The organism is Anaeromyxobacter sp. Red801, from assembly GCF_049201065.2.
In the GTDB taxonomy this organism is placed as follows: domain Bacteria; phylum Myxococcota; class Myxococcia; order Myxococcales; family Anaeromyxobacteraceae; genus Anaeromyxobacter.
Window position 1 is genome coordinate 2,723,816 of sequence record NZ_CM181236.1, and the last position, 21,599, is coordinate 2,745,414.

Sequence of the window (21,599 nt, forward strand, 5' to 3'; positions counted from 1 at the left end):
AGGGTCCGCGCGCAGTCGACGTGGCGGCTTGAACCGGGGCGTGCGGCGTGCGAGAACGCGCCCCTCGTGATCCGCCTCGACGCCATCTCCAAGCAGCACGGCAACCAGCTCCTGTTCGTGGAGGCCTCCGCGGTCGTCCACCGCGGCGAGAAGGTCGGCCTCGTCGGCCCGAACGGCGCCGGCAAGTCCACCCTGTTCCGCCTCATCACGCGCGAGGAGGCGCCCGACGAGGGCCAGGTCTCCATCGACCGCGGCGTGACCGTCGGCCACTTCTCGCAGGACGTCGGGGAGATGTCGGGGCGGACCGCGCTCGCCGAGACCATGGACGGCGCCGGCCCGGTGTCGGAGGTCGCCGCCGAGCTGCACGCGCTCGAGCACGCGCTCGCGGACCCGGAGCGCGCCGACGAGCTGGAGACGCTGGTGGAGCGCTTCGGCCACGTGCAGGCGCGGTTCGACGAGCTGGGCGGGTACGCGCTCGAGGCGCGGGCGCGGGAGATCCTGGCCGGCCTCGGGTTCACGCAGGAGATGATGGACGGCGACGTCGGCGCGCTCTCCGGCGGGTGGAAGATGCGCGTGGCGCTGGCGCGCATCCTGCTCATGCGGCCCGACGCCATGCTGCTCGACGAGCCCTCCAACCACCTCGACCTCGAGTCGATCATCTGGCTGGAGGAGTTCCTGCGCGGCTACGACGGCGCCATCCTCATGACCTCGCACGATCGCGAGTTCATGAACCGCGTCGTCGGGAAGATCATCGAGATCGACGCCGGCACGCTCACCACCTACTCCGGCGACTACGACCTGTACGAGCGCGAGCGGGCCGTCGCCGACCAGCACCAGCAGGCCGCGTTCGACCGGCAGCAGGCGATGCTGAAGAAGGAGCTCGCGTTCATCGAGCGGTTCAAGGCGCGCGCCTCGCACGCCGCGCAGGTGCAGTCGCGCGTGAAGAAGCTCGACAAGATCGAGAAGGTCGAGCCGCCCAAGGTGCGGCGCACCGTGGACTTCGAGTTCCGCCCGCCGCCGCGGTCCGGCGAGGACGTGGCGAAGCTCGCCGGCGTGGTGAAGCGGTACGGCGAGCGCACCGTGTACGGCGGCCTCGACTTCCTGGTCCGCCGCGGCGAGCGCTGGTGCGTGCTGGGCGCGAACGGCGCCGGCAAGTCCACGCTCCTGCGGATGGTCGCGGGCGAGTCGCAGCCGGATGCCGGGTCGGTGGCGATCGGCGGCAGCGTGAAGATGGGGTACTTCGCGCAGCACGCCATGGAGCTGCTGCGGGCCGACGAGACGGTGTGGGACGCGCTGCAGCGGACGTTCCCGCGCGCGTCGGTCGGGTCGCTCCGGACGCTCGCCGGCTGCTTCGGCTTCTCCGGCGACGAGATCGAGAAGCGGTGCAAGGTGCTCTCCGGCGGCGAGAAGGCGCGGCTCGTGCTCGCGACGCTGCTCTACGACCCGCCCAACTTCCTCGTGCTCGACGAGCCCACCAACCACCTCGACGCCGCCACCCGCGAGATGCTCGTGCGGGCGCTCGCCGGCTACGAGGGGACGCTCCTGTTCGTCTCGCACGACCGCCGGTTCCTGGCGGCGCTGTCGAACCGCGTGCTGGAGCTCGCGCCCGACGGCCCCGTCCCGTACGGGGGCGGGTACACCGAGTACGTCGCTCGGACCGGCCGCGAGGCGCCCGGCCTGCGCGCCGCCCCCGGCCGCAGCGCGAGGGCGTAGCCCGACGCGCGCTGCCCCGGACCCAGAGTCACCCGATTCCGAACCCAGAGTCATTCGGCGGCTCGCGGCTCGCCGCTGTAATGCCGCGGGGACACGGCGACCTCGCCGGCCCACGGGCACCCGATCAGGGGCTACGAACGACTCTGGGTCGGGAGCCAACGACTCTGGGTCGGGCGTCGACGGTGGGCGACGCCTGACTAGCCCGGCTCTGCTCCCCGGAGGGCCACGTAGACGCCCTCGTGGCGGCCACCGGCGCCGCCGCGGCAGGCCACCTCGCCCTCCACGGTGATGCGCGCGCGGGAGTGGCGGGCGAGCGTGGCGAGGAACCGGTCCCACTGCGCGGGCGGCGGCAGCCGGGCCGAGGCGGTGAAGTCGCCCTCGATCGACTCCAGGAAGTCGAGCGCGCTCCGCTGGATGACGAGCCGCACCTCGAGGCCGCGCTCCTGCAGGGCGAGGTGCAGGAGCGCCCACCCGGCGAGGATCGCGAGCGCCGAGAGGCTGCCGCCGAACGCCGTGCCGCGGTGGTTCAGGTTCGGCGCGAGCGGGGCCGAGAGCCGGATGGCGTTGCCCTCCCACGCCTCCACCCGCGCGCCCAGCGCTTGCGTGATCGGGATGTGCGCGTGGAGGTAGGCGGTGATCTCGTCGTGGCGCATGCCGCGATGGATACCGCGCGAGGCGGCGACGTGCCGCGCTTCCGTGTGGGAACCGCCGCGCGGGGCGACCTTCGCGGTTACGATGCACGCATGCGGCGCATCGAGAGCGTGGTGGTGTGTGGCGTGGGGGCGGTGGGCGCGGCCGCGGTCGAGCGGCTGGACGCCATGGATCCGGGGTGTGTGACGGTCGTGGCGCACGGCCCGCGCCGTGAGCGCCTGGAGCGCGAGGGGCTCACCGTCAATGGGCGGCGCATCACGCCGCGCGTCGCGGCGCCGGCCGAGCTGGCACCGGCGGATCTCCTCCTCGTCGGCGTGAAGCACGGCGACCTCGCGGCCGCGGTCGAGGACGCCCGCCGCGCCGTCGGCCCGCGCACAATCGTCGTGTCGCTGCTGAACGGGATCTCCAGCGAGGCGACGCTCGCCGAGGCCTACGGCGCCGACAAGGTGCTCCCGGCCTTCCTCGTCGGGAACGACGTGGTGCGCGAGGGAACGCACGTCCGCTACCAGAACATCGGCCGGCTCGTGTTCGGCGCGCCCTCGAACGACCCGGCGGACCCGCACGTCGTCGCCGTGAAGGACCTGCTCGACCGCGCCGGCATTCCGTGCCAGGTCGCCGCCGACATCCGGCGCGAGCAGTGGTGGAAGTTCATGCTGAACGTCGGCGTGAACCAGGTGTCGGCGCTGCTGCGAGCCCCCTACGGCGCGTTCCGGCTCGAGCAGGTCCGCGCGCTCGCCCGCGAGGCGGCGCTCGAGGTGGTCGCGGTCTCGCGGCACGAGGGCGTCGGACTGGAGCCCGCGGACGTGGAGCGGATCTTCCCGGTCATCGGCGGGCTCGCCCCGGCGGGGAAGACCTCGATGCTGCAGGACGTGGAGGCGGGCCGGAAGACGGAGGTGGAGATCTTCGCCGGCACCGTGGTCGAGCTCGGCCGCCGGCACGGGGTCGCGACGCCCGCGAACGCATTCCTCGGCCAGGCCATCGCGGCGCTCGACGCTATCGCGGCCGCGCGCGCCGCGAGGGACGTCCCATGACCGGCCATCCCGGGCTCGTCGGCCTGCAGGTCCGACCCGGCCACCCGGACTTCCTCGACCTGCCGTGGGATCTACCGCTGGCGCGCTGGGGCGAGCGGTGCGCGCGCATCGTGGAGGTGACGCGCGGGGTGTCGCGACACGACGTGCTCTTCCTCCAGTACGACCGGGCGCTGTACGTCGTGAAGGAGCTGCCGCCGGCGCTGGGCGAACGCGAGTACGGCGCGCTGCGCTGGCTCGAGGACCGCGAGCTCCCGGCGGTCGTCGCCGCGGGGCACGCCCACGTCCGGACCGGCGAGGGCGACGCGAGCGTGCTCATCACGCGGTTCCTCGACCGGTCGCTGCCCTTCCGCACCCTGTTCGAGAACGCCGGGCTGGAGACGTACCGGGCGCGCCTGCTCGACGCGATCGCGGGGTTGCTCGTCCGGCTCCACCTCGCCGGCTTCTACTGGGGCGACTGCTCGCTCTCGAACACGCTCTTCCGCAGGGACGCGGGCGAGCTGCGCGCGTACCTCGTGGACGCCGAGACCGCGGAGATGCACGAGCCCCTCTCCGACGGCCAGCGGCGCCACGACGTGGACATCCTGGAGGAGAACGTCACCGGCGACCTCCTCGACGTCGCCGCCATGCTGGGGCTCGCGCCGCCGCCGTGGCTGTACGAGACGGGCGCGGCGCTGCGCGCGCGGTACGAGCGGCTGTGGAGCGAGATCACGCGCGAGGAGATCATCTCCGCCGGCGAGAGCTGGCGCATCCACGAGCGCATCCGTGCGCTGAACGCGCTCGGCTTCACGGTCGGAGAGGTGAAGCTGGAGGCGACTGGGGACGGCAGCCGCCTCCGCATGCGGGCGGTGGTCACCGACCGCGACTACCACCGCGACCTCCTGCACGCGCTCACCGGGCTCGTGACGGAGGACCGCCAGGCGGCGCTCATGGTGAACGAGATCCAGGAGCTCCGCGCCACGCTGGTCCGCCGCGAGAACCGGAGCGTGGCGCTCGCCGTGGCCGCGTACCGCTGGCTGAACGAGCGATGGTTGCCCGCGATCCGCAAGCTCGCCCCGCACCCGGGCACCGACCCCGCCGAGCTGTACTGCCAGCTGCTCGAGCACAAGTGGTACCTGTCCGAGCGCGCCCGGCGCGACGTCGGCTTCGACGCCGCGCTCGAGGACTGGCTGCGGCGCTTCCCGCCCCCCACGCCTGCCGCTCCTCCCCCTCCCCCCGACCCAGAGTAGTTTTTCGCGGACGCGGGTCCGTCGCGCGGACCATTCCCCGCGTCGCGCATCGCTCCAGTACGGCGTTCTCGCGTGGCACGCCCGGTGCCACGGGCGACGCCTCATGACCGCGCCCCGCCAGATCTGCCCTGGGAAGACGTACTTCGTCACGCGGCGCTGCACGCAGCGCCAGTTCCTGCTCCGCCCTTCGCCCGAGACGAACGCCCTGTTCGGCTACGTGCTCTCGGTCGCCGCGGCTCGAACCGGCGTCCGCATCCACACGTGCGTCGTCATGTCGAGCCACGTGCACCTCGTGCTCACCGACCCCGAAGCACGCCTCCCCGAGTTCTCGCAGTACCTCTGGGCGCTGGTCGCGCGCGCGCTCAACGCGTCCCTCGGCCGCTGGGAGTCGTTCTGGGCCCCGTCCAGCTATAGCGCCGTCCAGCTCGAGACTGCCGAGAGCGTCGTGCGGGAGACGGCGTACGCGCTCGCCAACCCGGTGAAGGCCGGGCTGGTGCGTTCGGCGCGCGAGTGGCCGGGCCTGTGGCTGGCCCCCGAGCACATCGGGACGACGATGGTCTTCGAGCGGCCCGCGTTCTTCCGCGCCGAGGGGCCCATGCCCGAGTCCGCCCAGCTCACGCTCACCCCGCCGCCAGGCTTCGCCGGGGACGAGTACCTCACGCAGGTCCATGCGGAGCTCGCGGCGCGCGAGGAGGAAGCTCGCGCGGCGGTGTCGTCCAGCGGGCGGGGATTCCTCGGGATCCAGCGCGTGCTCACGCAGGACCCGACCGCCTCCCCCAGGACGCACGAGCCGCGCCGAAACCTGAGCCCGCGGGTCGCCGCGCGCGACCGATGGAGACGGATGGAGGCGCTCGCCCGACTCCGGTCGTTCCAGAGCGCCTATCACGACGCGCGAGCGCGCTTCAGCGCCGGGGTGCGCGACGCGCTGTTCCCGGCCGGCACCTACCTGCTCCGCGTCATGCACGGCGTACGCTGCGAGGCACCTTCCTAGCGCGCCGATGCGGGCTCCGGGCATGCGCCGCATCAGGCCGCGTTCGGCGTGGGCCGGTACACCTGCACCTGGACGGCGGCAGTCACGCGCACCGGTTCCTCGAGCGCCGCGACGCGTGCGGCGAGGACGTCCGCGGCGGTGTGGTGGGCGGACGGGCCCATCCGCGCAGCGGCGACCACGTCCTCACGCGCGAGCGAGAGCGTCCAGGCGAGCGACTCCGACGAAGCGAGCGCGAACCGGCCCTCCAGCGCCTCCGACACCCGTCGCGCCTTGTCGGGATCGACCTCGAGCAGCCCGAGCGGCCCGCGCAGCTCGGCGAGGTGCGCGGGCGCGGGCGTGACGAGCAGCAGCGCGCCGTCCGGCGCCAGCACGCGCCGGAACTCGGCGGCGTTGCGTGGGGCGAAGACGTCGAGCACCAGCGCGGCGCATGCATCCGCGACGGGCAGCCGCTCCCATGCGTCGGCGACGACCGCGGCCAGGCGCGGGTGCGCCCGCGCCGCCCGCCGCGCCGCGTGGCGGGAGAGATCCAGCGCGAGCCCGAACCGATCCGGAAGCGCCTCGAGCACGGAGCGGAGGTGATGTCCCGTGCCCGCGCCGACCTCCACCACCAGACCGTCGCGCCCGGCGTGCCCCTCCGCCGCCCGAGCGAGCGCGGCCCCGAGAGGCGCGAAGTGCCCCGCCCCGAGGAACGTCTCGCGGGCGGCCACCATGGCAGCGTCGTCGCCGGTTCCCGGCGAGCGGCCGCGGAGCAGGTTCACGTAGCCCTGGCGTGCGAGATCGAACGCGTGCCCCGCCGGACAGCGCACGGCGCCCGGAGCCGCGGCGAGCGGCGCCCCGCAGACCGGGCAGCGCAGGTGTCGGAGGACCTCGGGGAGCACGGGTCGCGGATGATACGCGAATCCCACCCCGGCGCCCCGACGCGCTACGCTTCTCGTATGCGCCTCGCCTCCCACCTCCCGCGGATCGGCCTGACTGCCCTCGCCACCGCCGCCGCGGCGCTCGCGGCGTGCTCCTCGTCCGCGCCGTACACGCTCGGGGCCGCAGCCGTGAACACGAGCCTCGCGCTCGGCGTGGCGGCAGGGCAGCGCGCCGGCGGTGGATGCTATGCGACCTGCACCGGCGGCACGGTCTGCAACCCCGTGAACGGCATGTGCGAGGCGGCCGCGGCGGAGCAGGTGTGCCAGGAGGCGCCGGGCGGCGGGATGCGGTGCGTGCCGGTCTCGGTCCGAGGCATGACCCGCGAGAAGGATGGCGGGCAGGTGCCGCCGCCCGTGCGCGCCGGCGTGTCGCCGGCCACCGGAACGGTGGCGCCGCCGCCGAGCGAAGCGTCCCCCCGCACTGCCCCCTGAGACGCGCGCATCGCGCGCACCGGGTCAGGGCTCCGGGTCCTCGGGCACGCTCGCGGCCTCGGGTTCCGATCCCGCTGCGTCAGCCGGGGCGTTTCCGGGCCCTGCCCCGGGCGGCCAGACGGGGGCAGGCACCTGGCCGTCCTGGAACTTCACTTTCCCGACCAGGATGCAGCCCTTCATCCCGGGGCGGCAGTACGCGCCCGCGACCTTCTTGCAGATTCCCTTCAGCTCGTAGCGGCAGCTCCAGGAGCTCAAGCCCCCTCCGTCGAACGGTCCACCCGGCAGGGCCGCCCGCCGGCGCAGGTCGCGGGGCGGGAGAATGACTCTGGGTCGGGTGGTCCGGCGAAATGACTCTGGGTCGGGTGGTGGCGGACAGTCTAGCCGAACGGGGTGGCGGCGCACTCCCGCGCTTGCGCCAGGCGCCGGGCGGGGCCTCGCCTGCTTCGGGGTTCGCCGCTGGCCGCGGTGACGGCGGGTGCCTAACTCACAGCGCGGCCGGGTGGACCCGGCCGACCGACCGCGTCAGGAGAGCACCACCCATGGCCATGATCCAGAAGCGCGACGACCCCATGCAGGCGCCGGCCGGAGACCTGCTGCTGGGCAAGGGGGTCGAGTTCGACGGCAAGCTCACCTTCGCCGGCACCGTCCGCATCGACGCGAAGTTCACGGGCTCGATCACCACCGAGGACGTCCTGGTGGTCGGCGAGCAGGCCCGCATCGACGCGCAGATCACCTGCGGCACGGTCATCGTCCACGGCGAGGTGAACGGCGACATCAAGGCGAAGACCTCGGTCGAGCTGCACCACACGGCCCGGGTCCGCGGCGACATCGAGACCCCCTCGCTCTCCATCGAGAAGGGCGTCGTGTTCCAGGGCTCGACCCGCATGCCGGGCGCCGGCGGAGAGCGCGGCGGCGGGGCGGTGAAGCCGGTGCCGCCGCCGGCGGGCACGCCGTAGGCGCTCGGCCGGGCCCCCGGTGTAGCATCCGGGCGAATGCCCGGCTCACCTTCCGCCGCTCCGCGCCCGCCCGCTCACCCGTCGCTCGTCCAGCGCTGCGCCCAGGTCATCCTCCACGCCGCCGGGTGGCGCGTGGACGTGCCCTGGCCGTCCACCCCGCGCTGCGTGATCGTCGTCTACCCGCACACGTCCAACTGGGACTTCGTGCTCGGGTACCTCGCGAAGCTCGCGACGGCGCTGCCGGTGCGATGGGTGGGGAAGCACTCGCTGTTCCGTCCGCCGTTCGGCGCCCTGCTCCGACGGATGGGCGGCATCCCCGTGGATCGGCGCGCACCCGCCGGCTTCCTCGCGCAGCTCGGCCGCGAGCTGGCGGAGGCCCCGTGGATGTGGCTCGCGCTCGCGCCGGAGGGCACACGCGCGCGCACGGATCACTGGAAGTCCGGCTTCTACCGGCTGGCGCTCGCCGCGCGCGTTCCGGTCGGGCTCGCGTTCATCGACTACCGGACCCGGACCATCGGCCTGGCGCGGTACCTCGACCTGACCGGCGACGAGGCGACCGACCTCGAGGGGATCCGGGCCGCCTACGCCGGCAAGATCGGACGCCACCCCACGCAGGCGAGCGACATCCGCTTCCGCCCCGGCGCCACCCCCTGAGCTCAGGGCGTCGTCTGCCCGGAGGCCTCGGCGACCCCGCGCCGCGCGCGGATCTCGCGGACGATCTCCGCGTCGATCGCGCCGGCCAGCAGCCGCCGCATGGCGGGGAAGATGATCTCCTCCTCGCGTCGCAGGTGGAGGTCGAAGTGGCGCTCCAGCTCGCCCACCGCGGCGGCCATCGCGCCGGCGAGCGCCGCGTGGCGCGACGGGTCGCGGGCGACCGCCTCGCAGGCCGCGACCAGCCGGCCCAAGGGCTCCTCGTGCTCGGCGTGCTCGTGGGCCATCGACGTGAGCGCGGCGTCCACCTCGGCCTCGCGCCCGCGCAGCCGCGGCAGGATCGACTCCTCCTCGTCCTGCGCGTGCAGCGGCAACGCCTGCGTGAAGTAGCGGCGCACCCGCGTCGCCGCCTCTGGCACCTCCGCGAGCTGGTCCGGCCGCGCCTCGGCCACCCGGCGCCCGAGCGCCAGGAACTGCCGGATGCGGTCGTGGCACTCGAGCAGGAGGTCCACCGCGTCCGCGGGCGCCGCCCGCTTTCCGATCACGTTCAGCATGGTCAGGTCCCCGCCTTGGCCTCCAGCTCCTTCACGCGCCGCGCGAGCTCCCGCTCGCGCTGAAAGCGCTTCGTCACGTCGCGGATGATGGCGAGCGGTCCGAGCAGCTCGCCGCCCGCGGTCCGCAGCATCTGGATCGTGAACTCGATCGAGATGTTCCGGCCGTCCTTCGTGATCGCGGGCACCGCGAGCACGTCGCCCGCGCCGTACCGGCTCTTGCCGGTCTGCATGGTCTTCATGTAGCCGTCCCAGTGCCGGCCGCGGAGCCGCTCCGGGATGATGATGTCCATCGACTGGCCCAGCGCCTCGGCCGCGGTGAAGCCGAAGATCGCCTCCGCGCCCGCGTTCCAGATCCGGATGCGGCCCTCGCGATCCCCGAGGACGAACGCGTCCGGGCTGCCGTCGACGATCTGCTGGTAGATGGCGGTGTCGGTCATTCGGCTCCTCTGCGGGCGGGCGGGCGCTCGAGCACCCATCCGGAAGGGGCTGCATGGCGGCCCGCCAAACGACTCTGGGTCGGGGTGGAGACGACCGAGAGTCGTTGGGAGCGGTGGCAACGTTCCCGCAGTGCGAGCCCCCTGCCATCGACCGGACCGGTCCAATTTCGCGGAGTTAACGCGCTATCCCCAGTTGAGCCACCCATTCCTCGGTGAATTGGGACCCACCCGTCGGTGCTCAAACGGCCGGCGGGTGTCTCTCCGCGCTCCATCCGGGCCGTGGCGGCGTTGAGCTCCGAGGCGCTTCCCTTGCGGAAGCGAGCAGCGTCACGGCGGATTTCGCGCCGGGCGCCGCGCGCAGCGGAGCGCGCCGGGGGCGTTGGCACACGGCGCGAAAACGTTCCGAACGTTCGCTTACGGTGAGCCCGAGGGCACCACCGACCGCTGCCGCGCACCCGCTGCCCAGAGTCGTCGAAAGGACTGCCTCATGGCCTCCGAGCACCTGCTCCGCGCCGGGGCGCTCGCGTTCCTGCTCGCCGCGCCGTCGCCGTGGCTCGCCGCGCAGCAGCCCGCCGCGGAGCCGGCCGCCGCCGCGCCCGCCGCGGCACCCCAGGAGCCCGCCGCGCAGGAACCGGCCGCCCCGCCCGGCGACCCGGCCATCGGCCGCGACCTCTTCATCGGCGCGCGCGCGCTCCGGAACGGCGGCGCGCCCTGCGGCGCCTGCCACGCCATCGGCGGCGAGGGCTCCGCGTTCGCCGCCTCCTTCGGCCCCGGCCTGCGCGCCAGCTTCGACGGCCTCGACGCGGCCGCGCTCGACGGGCTCCTCGCCGACCCGCCCTTCCCGTCGATGGTCCCGGTCTACGCCGGCCATCCCATCGATCCGGACGAGCGCGCCCACCTCGGCGCGTTCCTGCTCGGCGCGGCGGGGAAGCAGGAGCCGGGCGCCGGCCGCGCCGCCGGCATCGCCGCGCTGATCGCGCTCGCCTGCCTCGCCGTCATCGGCCTCGGCGCCCGCCGCATCCCGGGCTCCGCGCGCGCCGAGCTGGTGGCCCGCGCCCGCCTCGCGCCGCCGCCCCGGCGCTCGCGCTCTTCACAACCCACCCGGCCCGCAGCCTCCGCCGGTTCCCCCGCACCGGCCGCGCCGGCGAAGGCCACGCGCGCGCAGGGAGGTGTCCGATGAGCTGGATCGAGGACGTCATCGCCCCGTCGCAGCGCACCTGGGAGGACCTGTACCGGAGCCGCCACCAGGTGGACAAGGTCGTGCGCAGCACGCACGGCGTGAACTGCACCGGCGGTTGCTCCTGGAACATCCACGTGAAGAACGGGATCGTGGCGCTCGAGACGCAGGCGCTCGACTACCCGCGCTTCTCCTGCGACGTGCCGGGCTACGAGCCGCGCGGCTGCCAGCGCGGGATCTCCGCCTCCTGGTACCTCTACAGCCCGCTCCGCGTGAAGCACCCCTACCTGCGCGGCGCGCTCATGGACCTGTGGCGCGCCGCCCGCAAGGCGCACGCGGACCCGGTGGACGCGTGGGCGTCGATCGTGGACGACCCCGCCTCGCGCGCCCGCTACCAGCAGGCGCGCGGCATGGGCGGCCTGCGGCGCGCGAGCTGGGACGAGGCGCTCGAGCTGGTGGCGGCCTCCACCATCCACACCCTGAAGCGCCACGGCGCCGACCGCATCGTCGGGTTCTCGCCCATCCCGGCGATGTCGATGCTGTCCTTCGCCGGCGGCTCGCGCTTCCTGCAGCTCCTCGGCGCGGTGAACCTGTCCTTCTACGACTGGTACTGCGACCTGCCCAACGCGTCGCCCGAGGTGTGGGGCGAGCAGACCGACGTGGCCGAGAGCGCGGACTGGTATCACTCCAAGTACATCGTCTCGATGGGCTCCAACGTCGGGATGACCCGCACGCCGGACGTGCACTTCCTCGCCGAGGCGCGCCACGACGGCGCCAAGGTGGTGGTGCTCTCGCCCGACTACAGCATGACCTCGAAGTACGCGGACGAGTGGCTGCCGGTCCACGCCGGCCAGGACGGCGCGTTCTGGCTGGCGGTGAACCACGTCCTCCTCAAGGAGTTCCACGCCGACCGGCAGGTCCCATTCTTCGCCGACTACCTGCGCCGCTACAGCGACGCCCCGTTCCTCGTCGAGCTGGAGGAGCAGGACGGCCAGGTGACCCCGGGCCGCATGCTCCCGGCGAGCCGGCTGGAGCGCTACGCCGGCGAGGAGCACGGGGACTTCAAGTTCCTCGTGTGGGACGAGGGCGCGGACGCACCGCGCATGCCGCAGGGCACGCTCGGCTTCCGCTGGCAGCAGAAGAAGGGGCAGTGGAACCTGGAGATGAAGGACGGCCACGACGGCGCGGCGCTCTCGCCGCGGCTGGGCCTCCTCGACGCGCACGACGAGGTGGTGCAGGTCTCCTTCGTGGACCACGCCACCGGCCGGGTGTCCCGCCGCGGCGTGCCGGTACGGCGGGTCCCGACCGCGCGCGGCACGGTGACGGTCACCACCGTGCACGACCTGCTCTTCGCGCGCCACGGCGTGTCGCGCGGCCTCCCGGGCGACTACCCGGCGAGCTACGACGACGCCGACGCGGCGTACACGCCCGCCTGGCAGGAGCGCCACACCGGCCTCGACCGCCGGGACGTGATCCGCTTCGCGCGCGAGTGGGCCGGCACCGCCGAGCGCACGAAGGGCAAGTGCTCCATCATCATCGGCGCCGGCGTGAACCAGTGGTTCCACGCCGACCTCGCCTACCGCGCCGCCATCACCGGCCTCGTGCTGTGCGGCTGCGTGGGCCGGAACGGCGGCGGCCTCAACCACTACGTCGGCCAGGAGAAGCTCGCGCCGGTGGCCCCCTGGCAGGCGCTCGCGTTCGGCCTGGACTGGTCGCGCCCGCCGCGCCTCCAGAACGCGCCCAGCTTCCACTACGTCCACTCCGACCAGTGGCGCTACGAGGGCGCCGCCGACCTCGGGCAGCTCGACCCGGCGCGGAACGGCCACCCGCTCACGCAGGGTCACACGCTCGACCACCAGGTCCGGGCGGTGCGGCGCGGCTGGCTGCCGTTCTTCCCGCAGTTCGACCGGAGCCCGGCGCAGGTGGTCCGCGAGGCCGAGGCGGCCGGGGCGCGCAGCGACGCCGAGGTGGTGGACCACGCGGTGCGCCAGCTCCGCGACCGGAAGCTCCGCTTCGCGGTGGAGGACCCGGACGCGCCGGCGAGCTGGCCGCGGCTCTGGTTCATCTGGCGCGGCAACGCGCTCATGTCGAGCGCGAAGGGGCACGAGTACTTCCTGCGCCACTACCTGGGCACGCGCCACGGCACGGTGGCGCCGGAGGCGGCGAAGGGGGCGGTGACCGAGGCCACGTTCCGGGAGCAGGCGCCGGAGGGGAAGCTCGACCTGGTGGTCGATCTCAACTTCCGGATGGACACGACGGCGCTCTACTCCGACGTCATCCTCCCGGCGGCGAGCTGGTACGAGAAGGACGACCTCAACACCACCGACATGCACTCCTTCATCCACCCGCTGCAGGCAGCCGTGCCGCCCTGCTGGGAGTCGAGGAGCGACTGGGACATCTTCAAGGCGCTCGCGGAGAAGGTGAGCGCGCTCGCCCGCACGCACCTGCCGGAGAAGGTGCGCGACCTGGTGGCGACGCCGCTCATGCACGACACGCCGGCCGAGCTGGCGCAGCGCGAGGTGCTCGACTGGAGCCGCGGTGAGTGCGAGCCGGTGCCGGGCAAGACCATGCCGGGCCTGGCGGTGGTGGAGCGCGACTACGTGCACCTCCACGACCGCTTCGTCTCGCTGGGCCCGACGATCCGCACCGCGGGCCTCTCGGCGCACGGGATCAGCTGGCCGGTGGACGACCTCTACGACGAGCTGGTCCGCACCCGCCCGACCGTCGAGTGGGGCGGCGCGCGCTACCCGTCCATCGCCGAGGCGCGCGACGCGGCCAACGCCATCCTGCACCTCGCCCCGGAGACCAACGGCGAGTCGGCCTGGCGCGCGTACCACGCGGAGGAGAAGAAGGTCGGGCTCCCGCTGGCCGACCTCGCCGAGAAGACCCGCGGCGTGCGCATCACGTTCGAGGAGCTGGCGCGCCAGCCGCGGCGGCTGCTCGACAGCCCGTGCTGGACCGGGATCACCGGGGGCGGCCGGACCTACTCGGCGTACTGCCTGAACGTGGAGCGGCTGGTGCCCTGGCGCACGCTCACCGGGCGGCAGCACTTCTACCTCGACCACCCCGGCTTCATCGCGTTCGGCGAGGCGCTGCCCACCTACAAGCCGAAGCCGGAGCGCGACGCGGTGCGCGACCTGACCGCCGCGCCCGGCGGCGCCGAGGCGCTGACGCTCAACTTCCTCACCCCGCACGGCAAGTGGGGCATCCACTCCACCTACGGCGACAACCTGCGGATGCTCACGCTCTCCCGCGGCATCCACCCGCTGTGGGTGAACGACGAGGACGCCGCCGAGATCGGGCTCGCCGACAACGACTGGGTGGAGGTCGTGAACGACAACGGCGCGGTGGTGACGCGCGCGGTGGTGAGCGCGCGCATGCCGCGCGGCGTCTGCTACCTGTACCACGCGCCGGAGCGCACCATCGGCGTGCCCCGCTCGCCCTCGCGCGGCGGCCTGCGCGGCGGCAGCCACAACAGCCTCACCCGCGTCCGGCTCAAGCCCACGCTGATGATGGGCGGCTACGGCCAGTTCACGTTCGCCCTCAACTACTGGGGGCCCACCGGCAACAACCGCGACACCTACGTCCGCGTCACCAAGCTCGAGGGCGAGCCGCAGTGGTAGCGGCGGCCCGGCCGAGGACCCCCATGAACGTCCGCGCGCAGATCTCGTCGGTGTTCCACCTCGACAAGTGCATCGGGTGCCACACCTGCAGCGTCGCCTGCAAGAACCAGTGGACCGACCGGAAGGGCGTCGAGTACGCGTGGTGGAACAACGTGGAGACCCGGCCCGGCACCGGGTACCCGGTGCTCTGGGAGGATCAGGAGCGCCACCAGGGCGGCTGGAAGCTCGAGGGCGGTGAGCTCGCGCTCCGCCAGGCCAGCCCCGGCGCCACGCTGGGCCGCCTGTTCCACAACCCCAACCTGCCGGTGCTCCAGGACTACTACGAGCCCTGGACCTACAAGTACGACGACCTGTTCACCGCGCCCGCGGGCGACGTGCAGCCCACCGCCCGGCCGGTCTCGCTGGTGGACGGCAAGCCCATCGACATCGCCTCCGGGCCGGCCTGGGACGACGACCTGGGCGGCTCCGGCACCTACGCCGCGAACGACCCCGGCCTCGCCGCGCTCACCGAGGCGGAGCGGGCGCAGCTGTTCGACCTCGAGCGGATGGTGTTCTTCTACCTGCCGCGCATCTGCAACCACTGCCTGAACGCGGCGTGCGTGGCCGCCTGCCCCTCCGGCGCGATCTACAAGCGCGGCGAGGACGGCGTGGTGCTGATCTCGCAGGACGTCTGCAAGGGCTGGCGCATGTGCGTCTCGGCCTGCCCCTACAAGAAGGTCTACTTCAACTGGGAGACGGGCAAGTCCGAGAAGTGCATCCTGTGCTACCCGCGGCTCGAGGCGGGCGAGGCGCCGGCCTGCTTCCACACCTGCGTCGGCCGGATCCGCTACCTGGGCGTGCTGCTCTACGACGCCGACCGGATCGCGCAGGCCGCCTCGCGGCCGGACCAGGACCTGGTGGCCGCGCAGCGCTCGCTCATCCTCGACCCGTCCGACCCGGCGGTGATCGCGGCGGCGCGGGCCAGCGGCGTGCCCGACGCGATGGTCGAGTCGGCGCGGCGCTCGCCGGTGTACCGCTTCGTGAAGGAGTGGGAGATCGCGCTGCCGCTCCACCCGGAGTACCGCACGCTGCCCATGCTGTTCTACGTGCCGCCGCTCCTCCCGGCGCTGGCGCGCTCGGCGTCCGACCCGGACGGCCGGTTCTTCACCTCGCTCGAGTCGGCGCGCCTCCCGCTCCGCTACCTCGCCGGCCTGTTCGGCGGCGGCAACGAGGCGGTGGTGGAGGCCGCCTACCGCCGGCTCATCGCGGTGCGCGTGCACCGCCGCGCCGGGCAGGTGGGCGACGTCACCCCGGCGCAGGCGGCCGCGGCGCTGGAGGCCTCCGGGCTGCGCGCCGCGCAGGCGGACGAGATCCACCGCATGACCACGCTCGCGCCCATGGAGGAGCGGATCGTCATCCCGCCCATGGCGCGCGAGGCGGACACCGAGCCGGCCGTGGAGCCGCAGCCGCGCTCGGCGAGCGGGCTCGGCTTCCTGCGCCCGCTGGGGAGGTGAGCCGATGGAACGCACGCACGCCGAGCTCTGCCGCACCCTCTCCGCGCTGCTCGCCTACCCGACCGGCGACGCGGCCGCGCTGGCGCACGAGGCGCGCGGCCTCGCCGGGCCCGGCCCCGCCGCGGCGGCGCTGGGCCGCTTCGAGGACGCCGCCCGCGAGGCGGGCCGCGAGGGGCTGGAGGAGCTGTACACCGCCGCCTTCGACCTGCGCCCGGCCTGCGCGCCGTACCTGGGCGCGCAGCTCCTCGCCGAGGACAGCCCGGTGCGCGGGCCGCTGCTCGCGAAGCTCGCCGAGGTCTACGCCGCCGAGGGCTACCGGCCGCGCGAGGAGCTGGCCGACCACGTGGCCGAGGTGCTCGGGTTCCTGGCGGTGGCGCGCCCCGGCCCGGTGCGCGACGACCTGGTCCAGGACGGCCTGGCGCCGGCGCTCGACAAGATGATCCACGCGTTCGCGGATCGCGCGAACCCCTACCGCGAGCTGCTGGTGGCGGTGCGCGCGGTGTTCGCCGCGCCGGCCGCCGCCCGGCCCCGCGGCGCGGAGGCGAGGCCATGAGCGACACGTTCCTGTTCGCGGTGTTCCCCTACCTCGCGACCGTCTTCGCGGTGGGCGGCGCGATCTACCGGCGGCGGGCGCTGGGCGGCTCGGTCAGCGCGCGCTCCTCGCAGCTCATCGAGGGCCGCGCGCTGCGCTGGGGCTCGATCGCGTGGCACCACGGCATCCTCGCCATCCTGGCCGCGCACCTGCTCGCGGCGGTCGCGCCGGGCGCCTGGGGCCGGCTGCTCGGCGCGCCGGCCCGGCTCTACGCGCTCGAGCTCACCGGGATGGCGCTGGCGATGCTGGCGGTGTTCGGGATCGCGCTCCTGCTGGTGCGGCGCGCGTCGCTGGCCCGGCTGACCGCGCCGATGGACTGGGTGGTGCTCTCGCTGCTGCTCGTGCAGGCCGCGACCGGGCTGTGGATCGCCTACGCGCTCCGCTGGGGCGGGCTCTGGTACCTGCACACCGCCGCGCCGTGGCTCGCCTCGCTCGCGACGCTCTCGCCGCGGGTGGACGCGATGGCGGTGCTGCCGCCGGTGGTGAAGGTCCACGTGGTGAACGCGTTCCTGCTGCTCGCGCTCGTGCCGGTGTCGCGCCTGGTCCACGCCACCAGCCTGCCGCTCGCGTACCTGTGGCGCGCGCCGCAGCGCGTGGTGTGGCGCCGCGCGCCGGCGCCGTCCGGCGTGCCCTCCCATGACGCGAGGTGATCGATGAGCCCCATCCCCGCCCCCGCGCCGCTGCCTGCCCCCGCCGCGCCCGCGCGCCGCCGCGCGCACCTCATCACGCAGTGGGACCCGGAGGACCGCGCCTTCTGGAGCGCCGCGGGCCGCCGGGTGGCCCGCCGCAACCTGTGGCTGTCGATCTTCGCCCTGTTCCTCGCGTTCGCGGTCTGGATGGTGTGGAGCGTGGTGGCGGTGAAGCTGCCCGCCATCGGCTTCCGGTTCACCACCAACCAGCTCTTCTGGCTGGCCGCCCTCCCCGGCCTCTCCGGCGCGACGCTGCGCATCTTCTACGCGTTCGCGGTGCCGGTCTTCGGCGGCCGCCGCTTCACCGCGCTCTCCACCGCCTCGCTGCTCCTGCCGGCGATCGGCATCGGCGTCGCGGTGCAGGATCCGGACACCTCCTACGCGACGTTCCTGGTGCTCGCGCTCCTCACCGGCCTCGGCGGCGCGAACTTCGCCTCGAGCATGTCCAACATCAGCTTCTTCTTCCCGCGCGCGGAGAAGGGCACCGCGCTCGGCCTGAACGCCGGCCTGGGCAACCTGGGCGTCTCCGGCGTCCAGCTGGCGGTCCCGCTGGTGGTGGCGGCCGCGCTGCTCGGCCCGCTGGCGGGCGGGCCGCAGCTGCTGCCGGGCGGCAAGCAGGTGTGGCTGCAGAACGCCGCGTTCGTGTGGGTGCCGCTCATCGTGGTCGCGTCCGTGCTCGCCTGGTTCGGCATGGACGACCTCGCCACCGCGAAGGCGTCCTTCCGCGAGCAGTCGGTGATCTTCCGGCGCAAGCACAACTGGCTCGTGTCGCTGCTCTACCTCGGGACCTTCGGCTCGTTCATCGGCTACTCCGCCGGCCTGGCGCTGCTCACGCAGGCGTCGTTCCCGGCGGTGGACCCGACCCGCTACGCGTTCGTGGGGCCGCTGGTGGGCGGGCTGGCGCGGCCGGTGGGCGGATGGCTCGCCGACCGGCTCGGCGGCGCCCGCGTGACGCTGGTCACGTTCCTGGTGATGGGCCTCGCGGCGATGGGCGTGCTGGCGGCGCTCCCGCGCGGCGGCGGGGCCGGCAGCTTCGGCGGCTTCCTCGCCGCGTTCGTGGTGCTCTTCACCGCCACCGGCATCGGGAACGGCTCGGTGTACCGGATGATCCCGGTGATCTTCTCCACCTTCCACCAGCGGCGCGCGGGCTCCGACCCGGCGGCGCTGGCGCAGGCGCAGAAGGACGCGCTCCGCGAGGGCGGCGCGGTGGTCGGGTTCGTCTCGGCCATCGCCGCCTACGGCGCGTTCTTCGTGCCGCGCACGTTCGGCATGTCGGTGGAGCTCACCGGCGCGCCGCACGGCGCGGTGCTGGCGTTCGTGGCCTACTACGCGGCCTGCATCGCGCTGGTGTGGTGGTACTACGCCCGTCCGCGGGCCGAGATCCCGGCCTGACGGCGGCGCGCCGGGGCGCCGCGCCCGTGCGCGCGCCCCGGCTCAGCGCCGCCCCTCCGCCCCCATCCGCGCGAACGCCGCCGCGAGCCCGTCCACGCGGGCGAGGTACGCGGCGAGCTCGTGATCGCCGCAGCGTTCCCCCGGCGCCGCCGCGAACCCGCGCCGCGCGAACGCCGCGCCGCGCTCCCGCCCGCACAGGTGGATCACGGCGGCGAGCCGGCGCGCCTCGGTGGGCCCGGCGCCGGCGGGCCGCGCGGCCGCGAGCGCGTCGGCGGCGCACACGTGCAGCCACGCGGCGGTCATCTCGACGGCGTGGCTCGGCACGGTGCGCAGGTAGAGCGCGTTGAACCAGCAGGCGTCGGGGTCCCACCAGGCGCCGTCGCGCGCCACCCGGTGATCGTGGATGCAGAGCCGGCGCGCCTGCGCGTAGGTGCCGTCGGTGATCTGCAGGATCCCGACCGCGCTCGAGGCCGGCGCCCACACCCGCAGCGGATCCAGGGTCCAGCGCCAGCGCCAGTAGGTCCGCGCCAGCGGGTCCCCGGCGCTCTCCACCTGCACCAGCGCGGCGAGCAGCTCGGGCCGGACGAGGTCGGTGGCGTGCGCCTCGAAGAGCCCGCCGTACTCGGCCCAGGTCTCGGCGGGCGGCTTCGGCGAGGTCGGGACGACGGCGCCGAGCAGCTCGGTGGGCTTGCGGATCACCTGGACCGCCAGGTTCAGCGCGAGGAGCAGCGCGACGGCGAGGAGCGCCCAGGCCGCCACCGGCAGCTCCGCCCAGCGCCGCGCCGCGAGCCACCGGCGCACGCGCGCGACGAGACGCTGCCGCGCCGGCCCGCGCCCGGTCCGCCGCCGCCCCGTTCTCCGCGTGCCCTGCGCCCGCCGCCGCGCCATGGCCGCATGCTACCGCGGACCGGACGGCCGGCAGCCCGGCCTGCTCGGGCGCTCAGACGAACAGGTCGCCGGGCAGCGGCGGCGCGTCGGGGTTCACCTGCCGGTACACGTCGAGCAGCGTCCCGACCGCGCGCCGACCCGCCTCGCCCAGGTCCACCGAGTAGGCGTTCACGTACAGGTCGATGTGCTGGCGCATGACGGCCTCGTCCATCTCCTGCGCGTGGCACCGCACGTACCCGGTGACGAGCGGCCGCCGCGCGAGCGCGTGCTCGGCGCTGGCGCGCACGAGCCGCTCGAGCTTTCGCAGCACCTCCGACCCGAGCGACCGCCGCGCCACGATCCCGCCGAGCGGGATGGGCGACCGGGTCCGGGACTCCCAGTGCTCGCCGAGGTCCATCAGGCGCTCCAGCCCCTTCGCCTGGTACGTGAAGCGGCCCTCGTGGATGATCACGCCCGCGTCCACCGCGCCGGAGAGCACCGCCCGCTCGATCTCCGAGAACACCATGAACTGCTTGTGCGCGGCGCCGGGATACGCGAGCGAGAAGAGCAGGTGCGCGGTGGTGTTCCGGCCCGGGATGGCGACCGTCATCCGCGCCGGGTCGAACGCGCCGAGCCCGGGCCGCGCCACGAGCAGCGGCCCGACCCCGAGCCCGAGCGCGCCCCCGGACGCGAGCACCGCGTACTCGCGCGCGACGAGCGGCAGCACCCCGTAGCTGATCTTGCTCACGTCGAGCCGCCCGGCGAGCGCCCACTCGTTCAGCGTCTGCACGTCCTCGAGCCGGACGTCGAGGTCGAGCCCCTCCGCGTCCACGGCCCCGTTCACCAGGGCGTCGAAGATGAACGTGTCGTTCGGGCAGGGCGAGAAGCCGAGCGTGAGCCTCATGCGGCGCGGTCCTCCGCGCGGCCGCCACGGCCGCGGGCCGGGCATCATACGCCCCGGCGCGCCGGGGTGCAGCGGGCCCTCATCCAGCGGGGCCGCATCCAGCGGCGCCGGTCCTCCTGTGTCCGCTTCCAGCGGGCCCGGTCCTCTCGTTGTCTGCCTCCAGCGGGCCCTGTCCTGGAGGGGGCCGCGGGGTCGGCGCTCCGGGCATTCGCGGCGGTGCTCGCTCCGCAAGGCCCGGGACGTGGATGGATGGCCGGAACCGGGGCCGTGGGATCGATCAAGCCGACGCACCGGACGGGCCAGCCGCGGGATCGGGGCCGGCGCCGGCTGCGCCGGTCCCTTCGCAGCGGCTGTCCACGGCGGTGCAGGTCCAGGATCCTGGGGACGTGGCGAGGGCTTGCTGCGCTGCGCTCCGGCGCGAACGCCCGGATCGCCTCCGTGGCGGCCTGGCGTGGATGGGAGGCGTGGGAGGATCCGCGCGGCCGGCCCCTTCAACCGGCGCCTCGAAGCCGCACCCACTGCCTCCCGGCTTCGAGGAACGCGGTCCCGACCTGGGAACGCGGCCGCTCACGCCGTGTCGCGCAGGTACTCGCGGATGAGCTCGTCCACGACCTCGGCGCGACGGCCGGCGTCGAGGACGATGACGGGCGCGACGGGATGCGGCGTGCCCTCGCGCGCGAAGTCGGTGAGGACCGCGAACGCCCGGCGCCAGCCCTCGGGATCGGCGGTGGGGCGCGCGACGGTCACCGTCCCGGCGGCGAGCAGCGCGAGCACCGCGTCCGCGCCCGACTGCGAGCAGGCGATGACGCCCAGCGGATCGCCGCGGCGCACGCGCCGCAGCACCGCGGTCTCGGCCTCGCCCAGCGCGACGCCGGGCGGCGCGCCGAGCTGGAGCTGGACCGCGCCGAGCGCGCCCAGCCGCCCGCCGCGCCGCAGCACCGTCCGGAGGCGCTCCGCGAGCAGGCCGTCGAGCCAGGCGCCGTGCCCGGCCTCGGGCGCCGGGCCGCCGCGCACGTCGCCGGCGAACGCCACGCCGATCTCGAGCGGCGCGGTCCGGCGGGCCCACACCACCTGGCCCACCGCGAGGAGCGGCGCGCACCCGGTCTCGATGGCGATCTGCACCAGCGCGCCCGGGCTCACCGGCCGCCGCGCCGTCAGGCGGCAGCCGCGGGCGGCGATGTCGAGCGTCTCGCCCGTCCACTCCGCCAGCTTCTCGGTGACGACCACCCGGCAGGCGAGCGGGATCCGCGCCAGCCGGCGACGCTCGTCGTTGCCCGATGCCATCCCCCCTCCTCGCGCCCGG

The 21,599-nt window shown here is 74.4% G+C and carries 20 protein-coding genes; 13 read left to right on the forward strand and 7 right to left on the reverse strand.

Annotated elements, in window-relative coordinates; all coding sequences use genetic code 11:
- Window positions 1-66 precede the first annotated feature (66 nt).
- On the forward strand, window positions 67-1,713 hold the full coding sequence (locus ACOQFB_RS12570; RefSeq protein WP_421609902.1) for an ABC-F family ATP-binding cassette domain-containing protein: 1,647 nt from the start codon (window positions 67-69) through the stop codon (window positions 1,711-1,713).
- A gap of 197 nt (window positions 1,714-1,910) precedes the next feature.
- Here the strand turns inward: ACOQFB_RS12570 and ACOQFB_RS12575 are convergent, their stop codons facing one another.
- Complete coding sequence (locus tag ACOQFB_RS12575) at window positions 1,911-2,366, reverse strand: thioesterase domain-containing protein (protein WP_059436547.1); 456 nt, start codon at window positions 2,364-2,366, stop codon at window positions 1,911-1,913.
- 90 nt (window positions 2,367-2,456) lie between these two features.
- Between ACOQFB_RS12575 and ACOQFB_RS12580 the strand changes: the two genes are divergently transcribed.
- From ACOQFB_RS12580 to ACOQFB_RS12590, 3 genes are all read left to right on the forward strand, one after another.
- A complete protein-coding gene (locus tag ACOQFB_RS12580; protein WP_421609903.1) occupies window positions 2,457-3,395 on the forward strand; it encodes a ketopantoate reductase family protein in 939 nt (312 codons plus the stop codon).
- Complete coding sequence (locus ACOQFB_RS12585) at window positions 3,392-4,621, forward strand: DUF4032 domain-containing protein (RefSeq protein WP_421609904.1); 1,230 nt, start codon at window positions 3,392-3,394, stop codon at window positions 4,619-4,621. Before ACOQFB_RS12580 ends, ACOQFB_RS12585 begins: the two co-directional genes overlap by 4 nt.
- A 103-nt stretch (window positions 4,622-4,724) precedes the next feature.
- On the forward strand, window positions 4,725-5,612 hold the full coding sequence (locus ACOQFB_RS12590; RefSeq protein WP_059436544.1) for a hypothetical protein: 888 nt from the start codon (window positions 4,725-4,727) through the stop codon (window positions 5,610-5,612).
- Window positions 5,613-5,644: 32 nt separating this feature from the next.
- On the opposite strand, the gene ACOQFB_RS12595 is transcribed toward ACOQFB_RS12590, so the two are convergent.
- Window positions 5,645-6,490, reverse strand: coding sequence for a putative RNA methyltransferase (locus ACOQFB_RS12595; RefSeq protein ID WP_059436543.1), 846 nt, complete (start codon window positions 6,488-6,490; stop codon window positions 5,645-5,647).
- Window positions 6,491-6,547: 57 nt separating this feature from the next.
- Here ACOQFB_RS12595 and ACOQFB_RS12600 point away from each other — a divergent pair, with 57 nt between their 5' ends.
- From ACOQFB_RS12600 to ACOQFB_RS12610, 3 genes are all read left to right on the forward strand, one after another.
- Window positions 6,548-6,961, forward strand: coding sequence for a hypothetical protein (locus ACOQFB_RS12600; protein ID WP_059436542.1), 414 nt, complete (start codon window positions 6,548-6,550; stop codon window positions 6,959-6,961).
- Between the two features lie 539 nt (window positions 6,962-7,500).
- Complete coding sequence (locus tag ACOQFB_RS12605) at window positions 7,501-7,917, forward strand: bactofilin family protein (RefSeq protein WP_059436541.1); 417 nt, start codon at window positions 7,501-7,503, stop codon at window positions 7,915-7,917.
- Between the two features lie 36 nt (window positions 7,918-7,953).
- Complete coding sequence (locus tag ACOQFB_RS12610; RefSeq protein WP_059436540.1) at window positions 7,954-8,571, forward strand: 1-acyl-sn-glycerol-3-phosphate acyltransferase; 618 nt, start codon at window positions 7,954-7,956, stop codon at window positions 8,569-8,571.
- A 2-nt stretch (window positions 8,572-8,573) separates the two neighbouring features.
- Here ACOQFB_RS12610 and ACOQFB_RS12615 read toward each other — a convergent pair whose 3' ends face one another.
- The gene (locus tag ACOQFB_RS12615) at window positions 8,574-9,122 is read right to left on the reverse strand and encodes a hemerythrin domain-containing protein (RefSeq protein WP_059436539.1); all 549 of its coding nucleotides are present in this window, start codon (window positions 9,120-9,122) and stop codon (window positions 8,574-8,576) included.
- A 2-nt stretch (window positions 9,123-9,124) separates the two neighbouring features.
- The gene (locus ACOQFB_RS12620; RefSeq protein WP_421609905.1) at window positions 9,125-9,559 is read right to left on the reverse strand and encodes a PAS domain S-box protein; all 435 of its coding nucleotides are present in this window, start codon (window positions 9,557-9,559) and stop codon (window positions 9,125-9,127) included.
- Between the two features lie 487 nt (window positions 9,560-10,046).
- Here ACOQFB_RS12620 and ACOQFB_RS12625 point away from each other — a divergent pair, with 487 nt between their 5' ends.
- From ACOQFB_RS12625 to ACOQFB_RS12650, 6 genes are read left to right on the forward strand one after another with little or no spacing between them, the layout of a single operon-like run.
- The gene (locus ACOQFB_RS12625; RefSeq protein ID WP_421609906.1) at window positions 10,047-10,739 is read left to right on the forward strand and encodes a hypothetical protein; all 693 of its coding nucleotides are present in this window, start codon (window positions 10,047-10,049) and stop codon (window positions 10,737-10,739) included.
- Window positions 10,736-14,359 carry a nitrate reductase subunit alpha gene (locus ACOQFB_RS12630; RefSeq protein WP_421609907.1) on the forward strand — a complete coding sequence of 1,208 codons (3,624 nt, stop codon included), beginning with the start codon at window positions 10,736-10,738 and terminating at the stop codon, window positions 14,357-14,359. Before ACOQFB_RS12625 ends, ACOQFB_RS12630 begins: the two co-directional genes overlap by 4 nt.
- Before the next feature lie 23 nt (window positions 14,360-14,382).
- Window positions 14,383-15,852 carry a nitrate reductase subunit beta gene (gene narH, locus ACOQFB_RS12635; RefSeq protein ID WP_421609908.1) on the forward strand — a complete coding sequence of 490 codons (1,470 nt, stop codon included), beginning with the start codon at window positions 14,383-14,385 and terminating at the stop codon, window positions 15,850-15,852.
- Between the two features lie 4 nt (window positions 15,853-15,856).
- Window positions 15,857-16,405 carry a nitrate reductase molybdenum cofactor assembly chaperone gene (locus ACOQFB_RS12640; protein ID WP_059436534.1) on the forward strand — a complete coding sequence of 183 codons (549 nt, stop codon included), beginning with the start codon at window positions 15,857-15,859 and terminating at the stop codon, window positions 16,403-16,405.
- Entirely contained in the window at window positions 16,402-17,094 is a 693-nt protein-coding gene (locus ACOQFB_RS12645) for a respiratory nitrate reductase subunit gamma (RefSeq protein WP_421609909.1), read from the forward strand. Before ACOQFB_RS12640 ends, ACOQFB_RS12645 begins: the two co-directional genes overlap by 4 nt.
- A 3-nt stretch (window positions 17,095-17,097) precedes the next feature.
- Complete coding sequence (locus ACOQFB_RS12650) at window positions 17,098-18,525, forward strand: NarK family nitrate/nitrite MFS transporter (RefSeq protein WP_059436532.1); 1,428 nt, start codon at window positions 17,098-17,100, stop codon at window positions 18,523-18,525.
- A gap of 42 nt (window positions 18,526-18,567) precedes the next feature.
- Here ACOQFB_RS12650 and ACOQFB_RS12655 read toward each other — a convergent pair whose 3' ends face one another.
- The 3 genes from ACOQFB_RS12655 to ACOQFB_RS12665 form a co-directional block, all read right to left on the reverse strand.
- Complete coding sequence (locus ACOQFB_RS12655; protein WP_237757820.1) at window positions 18,568-19,326, reverse strand: transglycosylase SLT domain-containing protein; 759 nt, start codon at window positions 19,324-19,326, stop codon at window positions 18,568-18,570.
- A 139-nt stretch (window positions 19,327-19,465) separates the two neighbouring features.
- Window positions 19,466-20,296, reverse strand: coding sequence for a 1,4-dihydroxy-6-naphtoate synthase (locus tag ACOQFB_RS12660; protein WP_059436530.1), 831 nt, complete (start codon window positions 20,294-20,296; stop codon window positions 19,466-19,468).
- 567 nt (window positions 20,297-20,863) lie between these two features.
- Entirely contained in the window at window positions 20,864-21,580 is a 717-nt protein-coding gene (locus tag ACOQFB_RS12665) for a PilZ domain-containing protein (protein WP_421609910.1), read from the reverse strand.
- Between the last annotated feature and the right edge of the window lie 19 nt (window positions 21,581-21,599).

Coding starts and splice junctions, on each gene's coding strand:
- ACOQFB_RS12660 (WP_059436530.1), bottom strand. CDS start 20,296: ATGAGGCTCACGCTCGGCTTCTCGCCCTGCCCGAACGACACGTTCATC.
- ACOQFB_RS12585 (WP_421609904.1), top strand. CDS start 3,392: ATGACCGGCCATCCCGGGCTCGTCGGCCTGCAGGTCCGACCCGGCCAC.
- ACOQFB_RS12590 (WP_059436544.1), top strand. CDS start 4,725: ATGACCGCGCCCCGCCAGATCTGCCCTGGGAAGACGTACTTCGTCACG.
- ACOQFB_RS12580 (WP_421609903.1), top strand. CDS start 2,457: ATGCGGCGCATCGAGAGCGTGGTGGTGTGTGGCGTGGGGGCGGTGGGC.
- ACOQFB_RS12620 (WP_421609905.1), bottom strand. CDS start 9,559: ATGACCGACACCGCCATCTACCAGCAGATCGTCGACGGCAGCCCGGAC.
- ACOQFB_RS12615 (WP_059436539.1), bottom strand. CDS start 9,122: ATGCTGAACGTGATCGGAAAGCGGGCGGCGCCCGCGGACGCGGTGGAC.
- ACOQFB_RS12640 (WP_059436534.1), top strand. CDS start 15,857: ATGGAACGCACGCACGCCGAGCTCTGCCGCACCCTCTCCGCGCTGCTC.
- ACOQFB_RS12600 (WP_059436542.1), top strand. CDS start 6,548: ATGCGCCTCGCCTCCCACCTCCCGCGGATCGGCCTGACTGCCCTCGCC.
- ACOQFB_RS12645 (WP_421609909.1), top strand. CDS start 16,402: ATGAGCGACACGTTCCTGTTCGCGGTGTTCCCCTACCTCGCGACCGTC.
- ACOQFB_RS12625 (WP_421609906.1), top strand. CDS start 10,047: ATGGCCTCCGAGCACCTGCTCCGCGCCGGGGCGCTCGCGTTCCTGCTC.
- narH (WP_421609908.1), top strand. CDS start 14,383: ATGAACGTCCGCGCGCAGATCTCGTCGGTGTTCCACCTCGACAAGTGC.
- ACOQFB_RS12665 (WP_421609910.1), bottom strand. CDS start 21,580: ATGGCATCGGGCAACGACGAGCGTCGCCGGCTGGCGCGGATCCCGCTC.
- ACOQFB_RS12650 (WP_059436532.1), top strand. CDS start 17,098: ATGAGCCCCATCCCCGCCCCCGCGCCGCTGCCTGCCCCCGCCGCGCCC.
- ACOQFB_RS12630 (WP_421609907.1), top strand. CDS start 10,736: ATGAGCTGGATCGAGGACGTCATCGCCCCGTCGCAGCGCACCTGGGAG.
- ACOQFB_RS12605 (WP_059436541.1), top strand. CDS start 7,501: ATGGCCATGATCCAGAAGCGCGACGACCCCATGCAGGCGCCGGCCGGA.
- ACOQFB_RS12575 (WP_059436547.1), bottom strand. CDS start 2,366: ATGCGCCACGACGAGATCACCGCCTACCTCCACGCGCACATCCCGATC.
- ACOQFB_RS12610 (WP_059436540.1), top strand. CDS start 7,954: ATGCCCGGCTCACCTTCCGCCGCTCCGCGCCCGCCCGCTCACCCGTCG.